Consider the following 17,347-nt stretch of genomic DNA (forward strand, 5'->3'; position numbering starts at 1 on the left):
GATGCAGGCAACGCAAGTGGGGCGCGGCCTCGAGGCGCTGTTCAAGCCGCGCTCGATCGCCATCTTCGGCGCCTCGGACGATGTCACCAAGATCGGCGCGCGGCCGCTGCAGTTTCTGCAGAAGTACGGCTATGCGGGCGGCATCTATCCGGTCAACCGCAAGGCCGGCCTGGTGCAGTCGCTGCAGGCTTATGCGAGCCTGGCGGAGCTGCCCGAGGTGCCCGAACTGGCCGTGATCGCGGTGCCGCCCGCGGGCGTGCTCGACGCGGTGCAGGAGTGCGCGCGGCGCGGCGTGAAGGCCGCGGTCATCCTGTCCGCCGGCTTCTCTGAAATGGGCGAGGAGGGCAGCCGCCTGCAGGCGCGCATCGGCGAGGTGGCGCGGGCCAGCGCCATGCGCATCGTCGGCCCCAACTGCCTGGGCGCGATCGGCGTGCCGGACAAGAGCATCGCCACCTTCTCGGTGGCGCTGGAATCGTCCTTTCCCGCGGCAGGCTCCGTGGGCATCGTCTCGCAGAGCGGCAACCTGGGCAGCTTCACCTTGCGGCTGGCCGGCGAGCGCGGCCTGGGCGTCAGCCGCATGCTGACCACGGGCAACGAATGCGACGTGGACATTGCCGATGCCATCGCCTCGTTGGCGGCCGACCCCGGCACGTCGGTAATCCTGTGCTGCATGGAAACCTGCCGCGACGGCGCCAAGCTCATGCAGGCCATGGCGATGGCCCGCGAGGCCGGCAAGCCGCTGGTGGTGCTCAAGGTCGGCGTCTCCGAGGCGGGCAGCGCGGCCGCGGCTTCGCACACCGGCGCGCTGGCCGGTTCGGACGCCGTGTTCGATGCCGTGCTGCGCCAGGGCGGCGCGCTGCGCGTGCCCAGCATCGAACTGCTGCTCGAGGTCGGCCATGCGCTGTCGGTGGTCGGTCCGGCGCGCGTGCCCGGCGGCCACCGCGTGGCGGTGCTCACGGCCTCCGGCGGCTTCGGCGTGCTGCTGGCCGATGCGGCCAGCGCGCAGGGCCTGGTGCTGCCCAAGCTCGCGGCGCAGACGCAGGAGCGCATCCTGTCGGCCGTGCCCTTCGCCGCGCCGTCCAATCCGGTGGACATGACGGCGCAGGTGTCGAGCCGGCCCGAGGTGCTGGCCCGGATGCTCGATGCGGTGGCGCGGGACGACAGTTGCGACGCGCTGATCCTGCAGTCGGCCAACGCCTTCCACGTGCCCCGTCTGCGCGACGTGTTCCTGGGCGCGCTGGAGCAGGTGCGCAAGGACCATCCCGCGCGCCTGATCCTGCTGTGCGCGCGTGCCCCCGACGACGTGCGTGCACGGCTCAACGCGATGGGCTTTCCCGTGGTCGAGGGCATCGATGCGGCCTGCGCGACGGTGGCTGCGCTGATGCGCTTCGGCGCGCGCAACCGGGCACCGGCCGCCCCGCCGGCCATCGACCGCGCGCCGCTGGCCGCCGAGGCCTTCGCCACCGAGGCCAGCGCCAAGGCGGTGCTGGCCGAGGCGGGACTGCCCGTGCCGCGGGAGGCGATGGCGGCCAGCTTCGACGAGGCGCTCGCTGCCGCGCGCGCGATGGGCTTTCCGCTGGTGCTCAAGATCGTCTCGCCGGACATCGCGCACAAGACCGAGGTCGGCGGCGTGTTCGTCGGCGTGCGTTCCGAAGCGCAGCTGCGCGAGGAATACAACAAGCTGCTGGCGCGTGTCGCGCTGAATGCGCCCCGGGCGCGCATTGCCGGCGTGCTGGTCGCGCAGATGGTGCAGGGCGGCGTCGAGCTGATCCTCGGCAGCAAGAAGGACCCGGTGTTCGGCCCGATGGTGATGGTCGGCCTGGGCGGCATCTTTGCCGAGATCCTCAAGGACGTGGCGCTGCAGCCGGCGCCCGTCGACGAGGCGCAGGCGACCGCCATGCTGCGGTCGCTCAAGGCCTTCCCCTTGCTCGACGGCGCGCGCGGCCGCCCCAAGGCCGACGTGCAGGCGGCGGCGAAGGCCGTCGCGGCGCTGTCGCGCTTTGCGGTGCGGCATGCGGACAGCGTGTCCGAGATCGACATCAACCCCCTGGTGGTGCTGGACCAGGGGCGCGGCGCCCATGCGCTGGACGCGCTGCTCGTGCCCGAGGAACAAGCCATGAAAGACAAGCAATGAACATGTCCCTGTCAGGCCGCACGGCCTTCATCAGCGGCGCGGGCCACGGCATCGGCCGCGCCACCGCCCGCGCCATGGCGCGCCTGGGCGCCACCGTCGGCATCAACGACCTGAAGCCGGAGTTCGTGGAGGAGGCCGTGGCCGAGATCCGTGCCCTCGGCGGCCAGGCCATCGGGCTGCCCTGCGACGTGTCGACGCGCGACGGCATGCGCGAGGCCGTGGCGCAGTTCGCGCGCGATGCGGGCCGGCTGGACGTCATGGTCAACAACGCCGCCTGGGTGCGCTACCAGCCGCTGGCCGAGATCACGCCGGAGGTCATGGACCGCATGGTGGAGATCGGCTTCAAGTCGGTGATCTGGGGCATCCAGGCCGCGGCCGAGGCGATGGATCCAGAGCGCGGCGGCTCGATCATCAACGTGGCCTCCATCGCGGCCTTCAAGTCACCGATGCGCTCGGTGGTCTACAGCGGCATCAAGGCCGGCGTGCTGGGCATCACCCGCGCATCGGCCGCCGACCTGGGCGCGCGCAACATCCGCGTGAACGCGGTGGCGCCCGGCGCGGTGCCCACCGAAGGCACGGCCAAGCATCGCAATGCGGAGCTCGATGCCCGGCGCATCGGCCGCACGCCGCTGGGGCGGCTCGGCACGGTGGAGGACATCGCCGACGCCATCTGCTTCCTGGCCGGCGACGGCTCGCGCTTCTTCAATGCGGACGTGCTGCGCCTGGACGGCGGCGCCTCGGAGACCTCGCTGTGAGCGCCGCCATCCGGCCGCCGCGGCGGGTGCAGAACGTGTTCGTCGTGGCGAGGGAGCCGGCCAGCCTGCATGCCTTCTACGCAGGCGCGCTGGGCCTGCCGATGAAGTTCCGCGACGGCGACCGCTGGATCCAGTACGGCGTGGGCAACACCAACGTGGCGCTGGCCTGCCCCGAGGAGGCGGCGCCCGCCACCAGCGGACTGGTGATGGTGCTGGAGGTGGACGACTTCGAGGGCGCACAGGAGCGCATCGGCGCCGCAGGCGGGCAGGTACTGGGCCTGCGCGACATGGGCGGCCACGGCGCCGTGCTGTCGCTGCGCGATCCCGAGGGCAATCTGGTGCAGCTGTTCCGGCGCGCCGCGCCCGCGGCCGCATGAGCGCCGCGCCGGGCCGCCCCAAGCAAGCTCGCTCCCGCCTGGCGGGAAGGCACGCAGCACCAAGGATGCACCAATGAGTGCCCCCGTGCCGGGCCCGGCAGCCCTGCAGGCCCTGCTGGACCGCGAGGCGATCCGCGACTGCCTGCTGCGCTATTGCCGCGGCATCGACCGCTGCGACGAGGCGGCCCTGCGCTCGGCCTACTGGGAGGACGCCACGGACTGCCACGGCGCCTGGAACGGCAGCGCCACCGGCTTCATCGCGCAGGCGCTGCCCAGGCTGCGGCAGGGCGGACGCCGCGTCCACCAGATCACCAACGTGCTGATCGAGCTGCACGGCGATGCCGCGGCGGTGGAAAGCAGCTTCTTCGCACTGCAGGCCACGGCCGCACAGCCCGATCGCGAGACTTTCCTGTGCGGCCGCTACGCGGACCGCTTCGAGCGCCGTGGCGGCGAATGGCGCGTGGCCGCGCGCACGGTGATCTATGACTGGATCGAGGAGCGCACGCGGTCCGAGCTGACGCAGGACGATGCCGCCCTGTTCGGCGCGCGCCAGCCGGTCGGCGGCGCGGCGCCGCACGACGCCGTGTATGCGCTGCTGCGCGAAGTGCGGGGCTCGTGATGGCGACCGCCCTGGTCACCGGCGCTGGCGCCGGCATCGGCCGCGCCACGGCGCTGGGCCTTGCGCGCGCGGGATGGCGCTGCGTCCTGGTCGACGCGGATGCGGGTGGGCTGCAGCGCCTCGAAGCCCTCTGGCCCACCGAGGCCGAGCGGCCCCTGAGCCTGGTGGCCGACCTGACGGATGCCACCCGGATCGAGCACCTGGGGCAGGAGGTCCCGCCGCTCGACGCACTGATCAACAACGCGGGCCTGTCGGCCGGCGGCGCCGAAGCCACGTCCGGCCACGACGACGGCACGGCCGCACGCCTGCTGGCGCTCAACCTGGCGGCTCCGGCGCGCATGGTGCAGGCCTGTGCGCCGCAGCTGCGGCCGGGTGCGCGCATCGTCAACCTGGCGTCCGGCGCGGGCCTGCGGGCCATTCCGTGGCGCGGGCTCTACAGCCCCAGCAAGGCCGGCCTGATTGCCCAGGGCCGGGCGCTGGCGCTAGCCCGGCCCGACTGGACGGTGACCACACTGGCACCGGGCTTCGTGCGAACCGAACTCGTGCAGCGCCTGATCGATGGCGGCCGGCTGAACCCGGCGCAGGCGGTGTCGAAGATCCCCATGGGCCGGATGGCCGAGCCCGAGGACATGGCCGAGGCGCTGTGCTTTCTGGCCAGCCCGGGGGCGCGCGTGCTCACCGGGCAACTGCTGGTGCTGGATGGCGGCTCCTCCGTCTGCGGCGGCAGCCAGCCATTGCCGCCATCCGAGCATCCGCCTCTGCCGTTCGAGGCGCCGCTTCAGCCGCATTGCGAGTCGGTGCGCGAGCCGGCCTGGCGGACCGCACTGGACGCGTGGGCGCTTTCGCATGCAGACCGCGCCGGCAGACAGGGCTACCCGGGCGTCATCGACGGCCGCGCACTGGATGCGCAGCCCGGCGCGCAGCTCGATGCCGTGCTCCACGCAGCCCGCTGCTTCCGGTCGCGCCATGCGGCGCTGGCCAGCCTCACGCTGCTGCTGCCCCGGCCCGCACCGGAACTCCCCTGGGCGCTGGCCGGCGACGCCGAAGCAGCCCGCATGCTGGTGGCCACGCTGGCCGCCGAATGGGGTGCGCGCGCGCTGCGCATCAACGCGCTGGAACTGCCGCCCGGCCTCGCGCCGGATGCCTGCCTGCCGCTGCTCGGCTACCTCGCCGGTCCACGCGCGCAGTTCCTGACCGGGCAGGTGCTGCGGCCCGGCGCCGGCACGGCCGAGCCCTGGACCAAAGACAAGGAGACCCAAGCATGATCGAAACCGTCATTTCCCGCCGCAGCCTGCTGGCCGGCGCAGGCCTGCTCGTCCTGCAAGCACCGCTGCGCGCCAACGAAGCCGGCGCCTGGCCGGCACGCCCCATCCGCATGGTCGTGTCAGGCCCTGCGGGCGCAGGTTCGGACATCTTCGCGCGCCTGCTGGCCGTGCCGCTGCAGCAGGCCCTCAAGCAGCCCGTGGTCGTGGACAACAAGCCGGGCGCCAACGGCCTGATCGGCAACGACACCGTCGCCAAGGCGCCGCACGATGGCTACACCATCCTGCTGTCGCCGTCCTCGGCCATTGCCATCAACCCGGTCATCCAGCCGAAGATGCCCTACGACGCCCAAGCAGACTTGCTGCCCATTGCCCAGGTCGGCTCCGCAGGCATCCTGCTGGTAGCGAACCCGGCCACGGGCATCAAGACGCTGGCGGATCTGGTGCGCCATGCCAAGGCCAACCCCGGCAAGCTGGCCTATGGCTCCTGGGGCAGCGGATCGACCGGCCACCTGGTGATGGAGGGCATCAAGGCCCAGTACGGCATGGACATGGTGCACGTGCCCTACAAGGGCGTTTCGCCGCTGCTGAGCGACTTGCTGGGCAACAGCATCGGCGTGGGCTTCGTCGACATCGCTTCGCCGGTGCCCCACATCCGCAGCGGCAAGCTGCTGGCGCTGGGCTGCACGGGCTCCGCTCGCGGGCCGGCGCTGCCCGATGTGCCCACGCTGACCGAGCAGGGCTACCGCTTCGATGCGGACGGCTGGTACGGCGTCTTTGCGCCGGCCGGCACACCGCGCGAGGTGGTCGTGCGCCTGAACCAGGAGATCAACCGCATCCTCTCGACCGACGAGATCATCCAGAAATTCGCCGTGCAGAACATGCCGCGCCCGCCGATCAAGGACGCAGACCAGTTTGCGGCCACGGTGCGCCGCGACCTCGCGGCCTGGCAGTCTCTGGCCAAGGTCGCGAAGCTGCGGCTCGATTGAGCGTTGGCGGCATCGCCTGCCGCAGGCGCTTGAACTACCTGGTTGCGGCCTTGCGCCCGCGCAAGGCCGCCCGCTTCGGCACGCTGTCTCCATAGGCTTGCCACCACGCGGCCAGCGCCTGCATCGTCGGCCCGAGCGCACGCGCCTTGGCCGTCATCTCGTATTCGACGCGGGGCGGCACTTCCGCGAACACGGTGCGCGACACCAGGCCATCCTTCTCGAGCTCGCGCAGCTGCGCCGTCAGCATGTGCTGGGTGATGCCGGGAATGGCTTTTCGCAGCTCCCCGAAGCGGTAGATGCGCTGGTTGAGCAGCCACATGATTTCCAGCTTCCATTTGCCCGAGAGCAGCGCGAATGCGCGGCGCATTTCCTCGTGCATGTCGATCTTGCTGCCGCCCTTGGTCTGCTTTTCCATACTAAGCATTATTTTTTCATCCTACTTGCGGGCTTTCATGTTAGGCGACATCCTTGCCGCAAGTCGATGCAATCACGCTCGCTTTGGAAAAAAACCTCATGACTGGAAATTACTCGTACTGGACCAGCACGACGCTGCTGTCCCTGCTTTATCTGGCTTCTGCAACCATGTACATCGCCAGGAGGGACTGGGTTCGCCGGGCCCTCGCCGACCTGGGCTACCCCGGCTATCTTGTGCCGATGCTCACCGCCGTGAAGATCCTCGCGGTGGCCGCCATCCTGTCGCGCGTCAGCGTGGCTCTGAGCGATCTGGCCTATGCCGGCGTGCTTTTTCACCTGCTGCTGTCCGCGTCGGCACACGTGGGTGTCCGCAAGCCCGGCGGCGCGCTGCCGGCAGCGGTGGGCCTCGTGCTGCTGGTCGTCTCGTTCGCGACGCAGAACGCCACCCGCGACATTCCGTCGCCTTACGCCCCGGCCGGCAATGTGGTGGCCGCGCACGGCAATATCGGCATCCCCGCGACACAGGACCAGTGAAAATCCATGGCATTCCTTCCCGTCACTTCGCTGTTCGCGGCAGCCTTTGCCGTCGCGCTGGTCGCTCTCTCGGTTCCTGTCACGCTGCGTCGCGTCAAGGTCGGCGTTCTGATAGGCGAGGGCACGGACGAGCCACTGCGCCGGCGCATCAGGGCGCAGGGCAACTTCGTGGAATATGTGCCCTTGGCACTCATCGCCCTGGGCCTGGTGGAAGCGCAAGCAGCGCCGGCCTGGATGCTCCCGGCGATGGGAGGCGTGCTCGGCTTCGGGCGGCTGCTGCATGCGATCGGCATGTTGCGCGATGTTGCGGCGCTGCGTGGCTTCGGGATGATCCTCACCTACTTGGCCCTGGTCTCGGCGGCAGCTCGTCTGCTGGTGAATGCCGCCTCTTGACGAACGACAAGTTGTTCAAGGCGGATTTCGAAGGATGCCCACGCAATCGGTTGCGCATTTCGCTGGATTTCTTGCCTGATCCTATGGCTTCGATCCTCTTTTGTAGAGGGAGATTTGCCTGGCGAGTTAGAGTCTTCCGCGGAGGCTCCAGGCAGCATGGCATCCAGACACCACGACACGGCAGCTCAGTGCAGGCCGCCGCAGGAGGCGATGGCGCAGATCATCGGCGCACGGACCCCGCAAACAGGCGACTTCGACACACCCGTACCCGGCCTCGGCTTCTTTCGGCGCGAATCCCCCGCGCCGCCTGCCGTCTGCATGGTCGAGCCGAGCATCGTCCTCGTCGCCCAGGGTGCCAAGCAGATGTGGGTGGGCGGCGAGGCGTATCCCTATGACACCTCGCGATTCCTCATCACCTCATTGGACGTGCCCGCCAATTCGGAGGTGAGGGTGGCAAGCCCTGATCGGCCCTGCCTGGGGCTGGTCCTGAAGCTGGACGTGCGCGTGCTGGCCGAGCTGATCGCGCAGCGCAGCCTGCCGCCGCATCGCGATCGCCCGGTCGGGGTGGGGGTGGGAATCGGTGTGGCCACGCCTGCCATCCTGGCGCCGTTCGGGCGCCTGCTGGAGCTGCTGGACGAGCCCGAAGCCATTCCCGTTCTCGCACCGCTGATCCATCGGGAAATCCACTACCGGCTGTTGATGAGCGATCAAGCCTCCAGGCTGCGGCAGATCGCCTCCGTGGACGGACAGGGCCACCGGATTGCAAGAGCCATCGACTGGCTGAAGCTGAACTATGCATCGCCGCTTCGCATCGACGAACTCGCGGCCCGCGTGCAGATGAGTGCACCCACGTTTCATCACCACTTTCGCCAGCTCACCGCGATGAGCCCGTTGCAGTACCAGAAATGGCTGCGGTTGAACGAAGCGAAACGATTGATGCTGAGCGAACACTTCGATGCAGCGGCTGCGGCATTCAAGGTCGGCTACGAAAGTCCCTCCCAGTTCAGCCGCGAGTACAGCCGCCTGTTCGGTGCGCCGCCCAAGCGCGACATCGAGGAGCTGCGGGGAGGCGCCAGGGGCACCGAGGCGCCCAGGCAAGGGCTGGCGAGCCCGGCATAGGAACTTCCGTTCGCAGGAGGTTGCGACATCAGCGGATTGGGCAAGAAAACAAGCGGAATGCTCTATCAATCCCCACGTGGCGCCAGAAAAATGAGGAGCCAAAGACACGATGAAACTGTTCGCAGGTGCATGGCATCCGTTCTCCTATTGCGACCGCCGATGGCGCGTGGTATCAAAAAAAAGATGGCCGCTGCACCCGAACTTCGAACGACAGGAGCCGACATGGACAGTCCCACGATCCCCTTGATCTCGCGGCGTGATGCACTCATCGCCGGCGCCGCCACCGCTGCGGCGGTTTCGTCTTCGGCACCTGCCGAAGCCGCGGCCCCGAAAGCAGCAGCAGCGGCAGGACCCCGCGTGAAGCTGTCGCTGAACGTCAACGGGCAAGTTCATTCGCTCGAGCTCGATGCGCGGACCACCTTGCTCGATGCGCTGCGCGAGCACCTGCACCTGACCGGCACCAAGAAGGGCTGCGACCACGGCCAGTGCGGCGCCTGCACGGTCATCGCCGACGGAAGGCGGATCAATTCCTGCCTGACGCTCGCCGTCATGCACGACGGCGGGCAGGTCACCACCATCGAGGGACTCGGCACGCCGCAGAACATGCACCCGCTGCAGGCCGCCTTCGTCAAGCACGACGGCTACCAGTGCGGCTACTGCACGCCTGGCCAGATCTGCTCGGCGGTTGCCGTGCTCGACGAAATCAAGCGCGGCGTACCGAGCCACGTGAGCGCCGATCTCACCGCGCATCCTCTCCTGTCGGCTGAAGAGCTGCGCGAGCGCATGAGCGGCAACATCTGTCGCTGCGGTGCCTACTCCAACATCGTCGATGCCATCACCGAAGTGGCCGGGAGCCGGACATGAAGCCGTTTACCTACGAGAGGGCGCAGTCCCCGGCAGAGGCTGCGGCGGCTGTCGCCCGCAGCCCCGGTGCCAAGTTCATTGCCGGCGGCACCAACCTGCTGGACCTGATGAAGCTGCAGATCGAAGCGCCGACGCACCTGGTCGACGTGAACGGTCTTGCGCTGGACAAGATCGAGCCCACGTCCGAAGGCGGCTTGCGCATCGGCGCACTGGTGCGCAACACCGACCTGGCTGCCGACGAGCGCGTGCGCCGCGACTACGGCGTGCTGTCCCGCGCGCTGCTGGCCGGCGCCTCTGGCCAGTTGCGCAACAAGGCCACCACGGCGGGCAACCTGCTGCAGCGCACGCGCTGCCCCTACTTCTACGACACGGACCAGCCGTGCAACAAGCGCCAGCCCGGCAGCGGCTGCAGCGCCATCGGTGGCATCACACGCCAGCATGCGGTGGTCGGCACGAGCCAGGCCTGCATCGCGACGAACCCGAGCGACATGGCCGTGGCGATGCGCGTGCTCGACGCAACGGTCGAGACGGTGCGCCCCGATGGCCGCTCCCGCGTGATCCCGATTGCCGACTTCCATCGCCTGCCCGGCGACACGCCGCACATCGAGACGGCGCTGGAGCGGGACGAACTGATCACCGGCGTCACGCTCCCCAGGCCCATCGGCGGCACGCAGATCTACCGCAAGGTCCGCGACCGCGCCTCCTATGCCTTTGCGCTCGTTTCCGTCGCGGCGATCGTGCAGCGCGATGGCTCGGGCCGCGTGGCACTGGGCGGCGTGGCCCACAAGCCGTGGCGCCTGGAAACCGCGGAGGCCGCGATGTCGCAGGGCGCCAAGGCCGTGACCGCGCAGCTGCTCGCCGGCGCACAGCCGACGCACGAGAACGCATTCAAGTTGCCGTTGGCCGAGCGCGCGCTGGCTGCGGCGCTGCTGCAAGCGAGGAGCTGACCATGAAATTCGACACGCCTGCCACGACCAATCCCATCGACCAGCTCAAGATCATCGGCAAGCCGACGGCCCGGATCGACGGCCCGATGAAGACCACCGGCACCGCACGCTACGCCTATGAACGCCACACCGAGGTGCCCAACGCCGCCTACGGCTGGGTGGTGGGCGCCGCCATCGCGAAAGGCCGCATCGCCTCGATGGACCTGGGCGCCGCGCGCGCGGCGCCGGGCGTGCTGGCCATCGTCACGGCGCGCAATGCCGGCAAGCTGGGCAAGGGTGACTTCAATACGGCCAAGCTCCTGGGCGGGCCCGAGATCGATCACTACCACCAGGCCGTGGCGCTCGTCGTCGCCACCACCTTCGAGCAGGCGCGCGCGGCGGCACAGCTGGTGCGTATCGGGTACACGCGGGGGCCGGGGCGCTTCGACCTGGCCGCGGAAAAGGAGGCGGCACAGATGCCCAAGCCCAGTCCGTTTTCTGGCGAGCCGCAAACGAAGACGGGCGATTTCCCCGGCGCGTTCGCCGCGGCCGCCGTGCAGCTCGATGCAACCTACACCACGCCCGACGAGTCGCACGCCATGATGGAGCCGCACGCCTCCATTGCGCAGTGGAAGGGCGACAAGCTCACTGTCTGGACATCGAACCAGATGATTGCCTGGGGCGTCGGCGATGTCGCCAAGATGCTCGGCATCCCGAAGGAGAACGTGCGCCTGGTCTCGCCTTTCATCGGCGGCGGCTTTGGCGGCAAGCTGTTCGTGCGCGCGGATGCGGTGCTTGCCGCGCTGGGCGCGCGGGCGGCAAAACGGCCCGTGAAGGTGGCCTTGCAGCGGCCCTTGATGGTGAACAACACCACGCATCGGCCGGCGACCATCCAGCGCATCCGCATCGGCGCCGCGAGGGACGGCAAGATCACCGCCATTGCCCACGAAGGCTGGTCCGGCGACCTGCCGGACGGACAGCCGGAAACCGCGGTCAACCAGACCCGGCTGCTGTACGCCGGTGCCAACCGCCTGACGACCACGCGACTGGCCGTGCTGGACCTGCCCGAGGGCAACGCCATGCGCGCGCCCGGCGAGGCGCCGGGCATGATGGCGCTGGAGATCGCGATGGACGAGATGGCGGAGAAACTCGCACTCGACCCGGTCGAGTTTCGCGTGCGGAACGACACGCAGGTCGATCCGGAGCAGCCGCAGCGCCCGTATTCCCAGCGCAAGCTGATCGAATGCCTGCGCACGGGCGCCGAGCGCTTCGGCTGGAGCAAGCGCAACGCGGCACCCGGACAGCAGCGCGAGGGACGCTGGCTCGTGGGAATGGGCGTTGCCGCGGCATTCCGCAACAACCTCTTGACCAAGTCGGCCGCGCGCGTGCGCCTGGACAATCGGGGCATGGTCACGGTCGAAACCGACATGACCGACATCGGCACGGGCTCGTACACCATCATCGCGCAGACCGCCGCCGAGACGATGGGCGTGCCGCTCGACAGAGTGCTCGTGCGCCTGGGCGACTCGGCCTATCCCGAGTCGGCCGGCTCGGGCGGGCAGTGGGGCGCCAACAACTCGACCTCGGGCGTCTATGCGGCGTGCATGAAGCTGCGCGAAGCCGTGGCAAGCAAGCTGGGCTTCGGCGCGGTCGACGTGGAATTCGCGGATGGCATGGTGCGCGCCGGCGAGCGTGCGGTGCCGCTCGCCGAAGCAGCGGGCGCGAACGGCCTCGTGGCCGAGGACGGCATCGAGTACGGCGACCTCGACAAGAAGTACCAGCAGTCCACCTTCGGTGCGCATTTCGTGGAGGTCGGCGTCGATGCCGCCACCGGCGAGATCCGCGTTCGGCGCATGCTCGCGGTTTGTGCCGCCGGGCGCATCCTGAATCCCACCTCCGCCCGCAGCCAGGTGATCGGCGCCATGACGATGGGCGTCGGAGGGGCGCTGATGGAGGAGTTGGCGCTCGACAAGCGGCATGGCTTCTTCGTCAACCACGACCTCGCGGGCTACGAGGTGCCGGTGCACGCCGACATCCCCCATCAGGACGTGATCTTCCTGGACGAGACGGATCCGATCTCTTCGCCGATGAAGGCCAAGGGGGTCGGGGAGCTCGGCATGTGCGGCGTCGCAGCCGCGGTGGCCAACGCCGTCTACAACGCCACGGGCGTTCGGGTGCGCAACTATCCGATCACGCTCGACAAGCTGCTGGATCGGTTGCCGCCGGTGGTGTGAGATGGTGCTGACTGGCTATAGCGGTCGCTCGGCCGCGGCCCTGGCCTGCATCGGACGGGTTTCGATGTACCACTGTTGAAAAGCCGCCATCTGCCGGGTCACAGGGCATCAAGGAACAGCAGGATCTTGCGCACGCTCCCTGAAGTGCATGCCTGGCATCGCCCGCCAGGGCCCGCGGTCAGTCCACCGCAAGCAGGCGGGCATCTTGCGGCGCGAGGCCGCCCTTCGCCACCACGTCCTGCCAACGGCCGAAGTCGCGGCGAACGCGCTCCCGCAACGCATTGGGAGTACCGGCTTCAACCCGGGCACCCTGGCGTTCGAATCGGGCAATCACTTGCGGGTTGGCAAGAACCTCATTCAGGGCGCGGTTGATCTGTGCGATGACTGCAGGCGAGGTGCCAGCCGGTGCGAACAGGCCGTACCACTGCGAGACATCGACCCCGTCGATGCCTGATTCAGAAAGCGTGGGAACCGCTGCCAAACCATCGAGTCGCGCTGGGGCTGCGACGGCAAGCGCCCGCAGCCGGCCGTCGAGGATGAAGGGGTGCGCGGTAAACAGGCTCGGGAACATGACCTGCGAGCGACCATCCAATGTGTCCAGGATGGCAGGCGCGGCTCCCTCGAATGTTCTGCCCTCCATCTTGGTACCGGTACTGAGCTGAAACAGTTCGGCAGCGAAGTGCGGCGGCGTACCGTCACCGGCCGACGCATACCGGATGCCGCCTGGCGCGCTGCGCAGATGCTTCAGGAGACTGCGCACGTCGTCGAAGCCGGCGTCCCGGTTGGCCACCATCAGGGTCGGCGACGATCCGATCAAGCCGATCGGCTCAAAGTCTTTGACAGGGTGATAGCCCAGCTTCTGGAGTGCAGGGTTCATGGCGTGGGTGCCCACGTAGCCGAACATGAGGGTGTGGCCGTCCGGTTCTGCCCGGGCCACATACTCGCTTGCGATGGCGCCATTGGCGCCGGCTCGGTTGTCCACGACGACTTCCTGGCCGAGCAATGGCTTCAATTCGGACGCGATGATCCTGGCCATCGTGTCGTTGCCGCCGCCTGCACGGGTCGGCACGATGATCGTGACGGGTTTGCGCGGGAACGTGGCCGACTGGCGTGGAGCGGCCTCGGGCCGCGTGAAGACATAGTCGGGCAACTGCATCTCGCCCTGCATGATCTTTCTGGCGGTACGCACCAGCGCCGCTGCCTTCACCGTTGCGTCGTCCGCCCGGCCCTCGAGCTCGACTTCCACGTCGATCTGCCCTGCCGGGTGCAGCAGGACCAGGTTGTGACGACCCGGCTCGCGAGCTGCGGCGCTTGCGACCGTGCCCGGGAGTGCGAAGGCACTGAGCACGCCGATGGCACCCGTGACCGCATGCGAGGCGTGGCAGCGGCGCGGGGTGAAGTAGCGCGAGGTGATGCTGTCTGGCGAGTCCCCCACGCTGACCAGCACCGGCTTGGGAATGACGCTGCCTGAGACATCCCCGAGCCCCATCAGCAGGCCGGCCTGCAGGCGCAACTTCTCGAGCCGCTCCAGCAGCGCCCCATTCGAATCCAGCGCCGCAGGCTTTTCGCCGCCGGCGACGCCGAGGTCGCGCGCGCGCACGATCATGAGCGGCATGGCCGCATCGATGCAGGTCACCTCGATGCCGTCGATCGTGTCGATCCGCCGGCCGGTCGGAAAGACCTTGCCTGTCACAGCGCCCCAGGCGTCCAGGAAGTTCAGCAGGACCGGTGCAGCCGTACCCGCCACGCCGTCGATGCGCGCGTCTCCCTCGTAGGTGACGCGCTTGCCGGGCGTCCTGACCGTGACGTCAACGCGCGATCGCGTGTTGACGTTGAAGACACGTACCTGCGTGACCCCATCCTGCGCCTCGACCAGCCCCTGCTCGATCGCGAAGGGTGCGACGCCCGACAGCATGTTGCCGCAGTTCGGCCGGGTGTCGACGGAACGGTGGCCGACGCCTACCTGCGCGAACAGGTAGTCCAGATCACAGCCCGGTTCCTTTGAACGGGAAACGATGGCGACCTTGCTATTGAGGGTGCTGCCGCCGCCCACACCGTCGAGCTGCAGCGGATCGGAGGCACCGATCGCACCGATCAGCGCCTGGTCGCGCTCCTCGTCGCTTTCAGGCAGCCACTCCCGCAGGAAGAAGGGGCCGCGCGAGGTACCCGCACGCATCAGTACACATGGAATGGTCCTGCTCATCTCAGTGGTCCATGGCGCCATGCGCCTTCCGCGCCGCATGAAACGCGGCTTTAATTGCTGCTGCGGCGTCCGGCACAGAGGTCGGTTCAAACTTGGTGCGTTTAGCCCGTATCTCAGTGGGACCCGCGGCTCCACGAGCACCCCGTACTGTCGCCTGGGGCTTCGCGCCCTTGAGCACGCATCCTAGAGTTCGATGACGTGGGCCGCACGCCGATGTCGCCGCGCATTGGAGGCGATCATGGAAGTCATTCATTCCCGCTGCGCGGGCCTGGACGTTCACAAACAAACCGTGGTGGCGTGCGTGCGCATCGCTGGCGACGGCCCCCCGTTGCAGGAAGTGCGCACCTTTGCCACCACCACCTCGGCTCTGCTGAGCTTGTGCGACTGGCTCGACTCCTTCCAGGTCGAGGTGGTCGCCATGGAGGCCACCGGGGTGTACTGGAAGCCGGTGTGGCATGTGCTCGAAGGCCACTTCGAGCTGGTGCTGGCCAACGCCGCGCACGTGAAGAACGTGCCCGGGCGCAAGACCGACGTCAACGACTCGATGTGGCTGGCCGACCTGTTGGCCCACGGCCTGATCCGCGCCAGCTTCGTGCCCCCGGTGGCCGTGCAGGAGCTGCGCACGCTCACGCGCACGCGCAAGCAGCTCGTGCGCGAGAGGAGCGCGCACGCGCAACGCATCGAGAAGGTGCTCGAGGACGCCAACCTCAAGCTCAGCGTCGTGCTCAGCGACATCCTGGGCAAGAGCGCGCGCGCAGTGCTGCAGGCCATCATCGACGGCCAGGACGACCCGCAGCACCTGATCTCCTGCATCGGCCGCGTCAAGGCCAGTCGCGCCGAGTTGCTGGAGGCGCTGCGCGGGCGCGTCAGTACGCACCACCGCTTCATGCTCAAGCTGCACCTGAGCCATATCGACGCGCTGGACCAGGCCATCGCCGCCATCGAGAAGGAGGTGGGCCTGGGGCTCGAGCCGTTTCGACAAGCCGCCAAGCTCCTGAGCACCATGCCGGGCCTGAGCGCTGTCAGCGCCCACGTGATCGTGGCCGAGATCGGCATCGACATGTCGCGATTTGCCACGCCCGGCCACTTGCTGTCCTGGGCCTGCCTGTGCCCGCGCAACGACGAGAGCGCCGGAAAGCGCCGCTCCACCCGGCTGCGCCGCGGCGGCCAATGGCTCAAGACCACGCTGGTGCAGGCCGCCTGGTCCGCCGTGAGGGTCAAGGGCGGCTATCTGCAGGCGCAGTTCCATCGGCTGCGCGCCCGACGCGGCGCCAAGAAGGCCATCATCGCCGTGGCCGCCTCGATGCTCACCGCCGCTTGGCACATGCTGCGCGACGGCACCGAATGGCATGACCTCGGTGCCGCTCACTTCGACCGCGCCGACGCTCACAAAACCGCCAACCGCCTGATCCGACGACTTCAGCAAATCGGCTACGCGGTGCAACTCACACCGGCTGGATAGGAAGCGTTTCATCCTAGTCGGCCGAAAGCTTTGCAGACTGGACCACCTTCTTCCATTTGACCTGCTCCTGCTGCACATAGGTGCGCATTTGCTCGGGCGTCATGATCTCCACCTCGGCCCCGTGGTCCTCCAGCTTCCTGATGATGCCGGGGTCGGCCAGCGCCGCATTGAGCACCTTGTTGAGTTGCTCGATCACGGGCTTCGGGGTCTTGGCTGGCGCGAAGATGCCGTACCACTGCGAGACATCCACGTTGTCGATGCCCTGTTCCTTGAGCGTCGGCACGTCCGGCATCTGCAGCGAACGCTTGGTACCGGCCACGCCGATCGCCTTCAGCTTGCCGGCCTTGACGTAGGGCATGGCAGTGAAGAGGCTCGGGAACATCACCTGTGTCTGGCCGCCGAGGGTGTCGGTGATTGCAGGCGCCGACCCCTTGTACGGCACATGAAGCATGCTGGTGCCGGTCGAGAGCTTGAACATCTCGGCGGCGAAATGCGGTGCGGTCCCATTGCCGGCAGATGCGTAGCTTGTCTTGTCGGGCGCGGCCTTGAGCGCGGCGACGAGTTCCTTCGCATTGTTCGCCGTGACGGAAGGGGTCACGACCATCAGCGTCGCGGACGTGCCGACCATGGCCACGGGCTCGAAGTCCTTCACCGGGTCGTAGCGCAGCTTCTGCAGCGCGGGATTCATCGCATGCGTGGCGACATAGCCCAGCATCAGCGTGTAGCCATCCGGCGCGGCGCGCATGACGAACTCGCTGGCAATCGCGCCGTTGGCGCCCGCCTTGTTGTCGATGACGACCGGTTGCTTGAGCGCGGCCGACATCGCCTGGCCGATGACCCGCGCCATCGCGTCGTTGGCGCCCCCCGCGGCGGTCGGCACGACGATGGTGATCGTTTTCTCGGGATAGGCGGCGAACGCGCTGCTGCAGAAGAGCACGGCCGCCGAAGCCAGGGCACACAGGACGGGTGCGTTACGAGATTGCATCGATGTCTCCGATAGTTGAAATATTGGCATCCAGGTCGCTTCCTCGACCGTGGACGTATGGTGTTCGCTTCGATGCC

At 68.4% G+C, this 17,347-nt stretch carries 16 protein-coding genes; 13 read left to right on the forward strand and 3 right to left on the reverse strand.

What is annotated here, in order from left to right:
• Position 1 precedes the first annotated feature (1 nt).
• The 6 genes from VAPA_RS29865 (at position 2) to VAPA_RS29890 (ending at position 6,136) form a co-directional block, all read left to right on the forward strand.
• Positions 2–2,134, forward strand: coding sequence for an acetate--CoA ligase family protein (locus VAPA_RS29865; RefSeq protein ID WP_021003953.1), 2,133 nt, complete (start codon positions 2–4; stop codon positions 2,132–2,134).
• Positions 2,131–2,889 carry an SDR family NAD(P)-dependent oxidoreductase gene (locus VAPA_RS29870; protein WP_021003954.1) on the forward strand — a complete coding sequence of 253 codons (759 nt, stop codon included), beginning with the start codon at positions 2,131–2,133 and terminating at the stop codon, positions 2,887–2,889. The genes VAPA_RS29865 and VAPA_RS29870 overlap by 4 nt, the downstream gene beginning before the upstream one ends.
• Positions 2,886–3,266: a VOC family protein gene (locus tag VAPA_RS29875; RefSeq protein WP_021003955.1), complete on the forward strand. Its 381-nt coding sequence runs from the start codon at positions 2,886–2,888 to the stop codon at positions 3,264–3,266. The genes VAPA_RS29870 and VAPA_RS29875 overlap by 4 nt, the downstream gene beginning before the upstream one ends.
• 73 nt (positions 3,267–3,339) lie before the next feature.
• A complete protein-coding gene (locus VAPA_RS29880; RefSeq protein ID WP_021003956.1) occupies positions 3,340–3,885 on the forward strand; it encodes a nuclear transport factor 2 family protein in 546 nt (181 codons plus the stop codon).
• Positions 3,885–5,150, forward strand: a complete 1,266-nt coding sequence (locus VAPA_RS29885) for an SDR family NAD(P)-dependent oxidoreductase (RefSeq protein WP_021003957.1) — start codon at positions 3,885–3,887, stop codon at positions 5,148–5,150. Before VAPA_RS29880 ends, VAPA_RS29885 begins: the two co-directional genes overlap by 1 nt.
• Entirely contained in the window at positions 5,147–6,136 is a 990-nt protein-coding gene (locus VAPA_RS29890) for a Bug family tripartite tricarboxylate transporter substrate binding protein (protein WP_021003958.1), read from the forward strand. Before VAPA_RS29885 ends, VAPA_RS29890 begins: the two co-directional genes overlap by 4 nt.
• Positions 6,137–6,170: 34 nt before the next feature.
• Here the strand turns inward: VAPA_RS29890 and VAPA_RS29895 are convergent, their stop codons facing one another.
• Positions 6,171–6,551 (reverse strand): winged helix-turn-helix transcriptional regulator, encoded by a 381-nt coding sequence (locus VAPA_RS29895; protein WP_041946685.1) that lies wholly within the window; start codon positions 6,549–6,551, stop codon positions 6,171–6,173.
• Between the two features lie 53 nt (positions 6,552–6,604).
• Here VAPA_RS29895 and VAPA_RS29900 point away from each other — a divergent pair, with 53 nt between their 5' ends.
• From VAPA_RS29900 to paoC, 6 genes are all read left to right on the forward strand, one after another.
• The gene (locus tag VAPA_RS29900; RefSeq protein WP_230559103.1) at positions 6,605–7,084 is read left to right on the forward strand and encodes a DoxX family protein; all 480 of its coding nucleotides are present in this window, start codon (positions 6,605–6,607) and stop codon (positions 7,082–7,084) included.
• Positions 7,085–7,090: 6 nt separating this feature from the next.
• Positions 7,091–7,477: an MAPEG family protein gene (locus tag VAPA_RS29905; protein ID WP_021003961.1), complete on the forward strand. Its 387-nt coding sequence runs from the start codon at positions 7,091–7,093 to the stop codon at positions 7,475–7,477.
• Between the two features lie 156 nt (positions 7,478–7,633).
• The gene (locus VAPA_RS29910) at positions 7,634–8,596 is read left to right on the forward strand and encodes an AraC family transcriptional regulator (RefSeq protein ID WP_021003962.1); all 963 of its coding nucleotides are present in this window, start codon (positions 7,634–7,636) and stop codon (positions 8,594–8,596) included.
• 222 nt (positions 8,597–8,818) lie between these two features.
• Entirely contained in the window at positions 8,819–9,460 is a 642-nt protein-coding gene (paoA, locus tag VAPA_RS29915; protein WP_021003963.1) for an aldehyde dehydrogenase iron-sulfur subunit PaoA, read from the forward strand.
• Positions 9,457–10,407 carry an FAD binding domain-containing protein gene (locus VAPA_RS29920; RefSeq protein ID WP_021003964.1) on the forward strand — a complete coding sequence of 317 codons (951 nt, stop codon included), beginning with the start codon at positions 9,457–9,459 and terminating at the stop codon, positions 10,405–10,407. Before paoA ends, VAPA_RS29920 begins: the two co-directional genes overlap by 4 nt.
• A gap of 2 nt (positions 10,408–10,409) precedes the next feature.
• A complete protein-coding gene (paoC, locus tag VAPA_RS29925) occupies positions 10,410–12,620 on the forward strand; it encodes an aldehyde oxidoreductase molybdenum-binding subunit PaoC (protein WP_021003965.1) in 2,211 nt (736 codons plus the stop codon).
• 178 nt (positions 12,621–12,798) lie between these two features.
• Here paoC and VAPA_RS29930 read toward each other — a convergent pair whose 3' ends face one another.
• Entirely contained in the window at positions 12,799–14,823 is a 2,025-nt protein-coding gene (locus tag VAPA_RS29930) for a 4-oxalomesaconate tautomerase (RefSeq protein WP_041946686.1), read from the reverse strand.
• 238 nt (positions 14,824–15,061) lie between these two features.
• On the opposite strand from VAPA_RS29930, the gene VAPA_RS29935 reads away from it, so the two are divergent.
• Positions 15,062–16,285: an IS110 family RNA-guided transposase gene (locus VAPA_RS29935; RefSeq protein ID WP_021003967.1), complete on the forward strand. Its 1,224-nt coding sequence runs from the start codon at positions 15,062–15,064 to the stop codon at positions 16,283–16,285.
• Positions 16,286–16,298: 13 nt separating this feature from the next.
• Here VAPA_RS29935 and VAPA_RS29940 read toward each other — a convergent pair whose 3' ends face one another.
• On the reverse strand, positions 16,299–17,270 hold the full coding sequence (locus tag VAPA_RS29940) for a Bug family tripartite tricarboxylate transporter substrate binding protein (protein ID WP_021003968.1): 972 nt from the start codon (positions 17,268–17,270) through the stop codon (positions 16,299–16,301).
• Between the last annotated feature and the right edge of the window lie 77 nt (positions 17,271–17,347).

The sequence above is a fragment of the Variovorax paradoxus B4 genome (assembly GCF_000463015.1).
Taxonomy (GTDB): Bacteria; Pseudomonadota; Gammaproteobacteria; order Burkholderiales; family Burkholderiaceae_C; genus Variovorax; species Variovorax paradoxus_E.

Excerpts from the sequence above, each read along its gene's own strand:
- VAPA_RS29865 (WP_021003953.1), top strand. The coding sequence starts at position 2 with ATGCAGGCAACGCAAGTGGGGCGCGGCCTCGAGGCGCTGTTCAAGCCG.
- VAPA_RS29870 (WP_021003954.1), top strand. The coding sequence starts at position 2,131 with ATGAACATGTCCCTGTCAGGCCGCACGGCCTTCATCAGCGGCGCGGGC.
- VAPA_RS29880 (WP_021003956.1), top strand. The coding sequence starts at position 3,340 with ATGAGTGCCCCCGTGCCGGGCCCGGCAGCCCTGCAGGCCCTGCTGGAC.
- VAPA_RS29885 (WP_021003957.1), top strand. The coding sequence starts at position 3,885 with ATGGCGACCGCCCTGGTCACCGGCGCTGGCGCCGGCATCGGCCGCGCC.
- VAPA_RS29890 (WP_021003958.1), top strand. The coding sequence starts at position 5,147 with ATGATCGAAACCGTCATTTCCCGCCGCAGCCTGCTGGCCGGCGCAGGC.
- VAPA_RS29895 (WP_041946685.1), bottom strand. The coding sequence starts at position 6,551 with ATGGAAAAGCAGACCAAGGGCGGCAGCAAGATCGACATGCACGAGGAA.
- VAPA_RS29905 (WP_021003961.1), top strand. The coding sequence starts at position 7,091 with ATGGCATTCCTTCCCGTCACTTCGCTGTTCGCGGCAGCCTTTGCCGTC.
- VAPA_RS29910 (WP_021003962.1), top strand. The coding sequence starts at position 7,634 with ATGGCATCCAGACACCACGACACGGCAGCTCAGTGCAGGCCGCCGCAG.
- paoA (WP_021003963.1), top strand. The coding sequence starts at position 8,819 with ATGGACAGTCCCACGATCCCCTTGATCTCGCGGCGTGATGCACTCATC.
- VAPA_RS29920 (WP_021003964.1), top strand. The coding sequence starts at position 9,457 with ATGAAGCCGTTTACCTACGAGAGGGCGCAGTCCCCGGCAGAGGCTGCG.
- paoC (WP_021003965.1), top strand. The coding sequence starts at position 10,410 with ATGAAATTCGACACGCCTGCCACGACCAATCCCATCGACCAGCTCAAG.
- VAPA_RS29930 (WP_041946686.1), bottom strand. The coding sequence starts at position 14,823 with ATGAGCAGGACCATTCCATGTGTACTGATGCGTGCGGGTACCTCGCGC.
- VAPA_RS29935 (WP_021003967.1), top strand. The coding sequence starts at position 15,062 with ATGGAAGTCATTCATTCCCGCTGCGCGGGCCTGGACGTTCACAAACAA.
- VAPA_RS29940 (WP_021003968.1), bottom strand. The coding sequence starts at position 17,270 with ATGCAATCTCGTAACGCACCCGTCCTGTGTGCCCTGGCTTCGGCGGCC.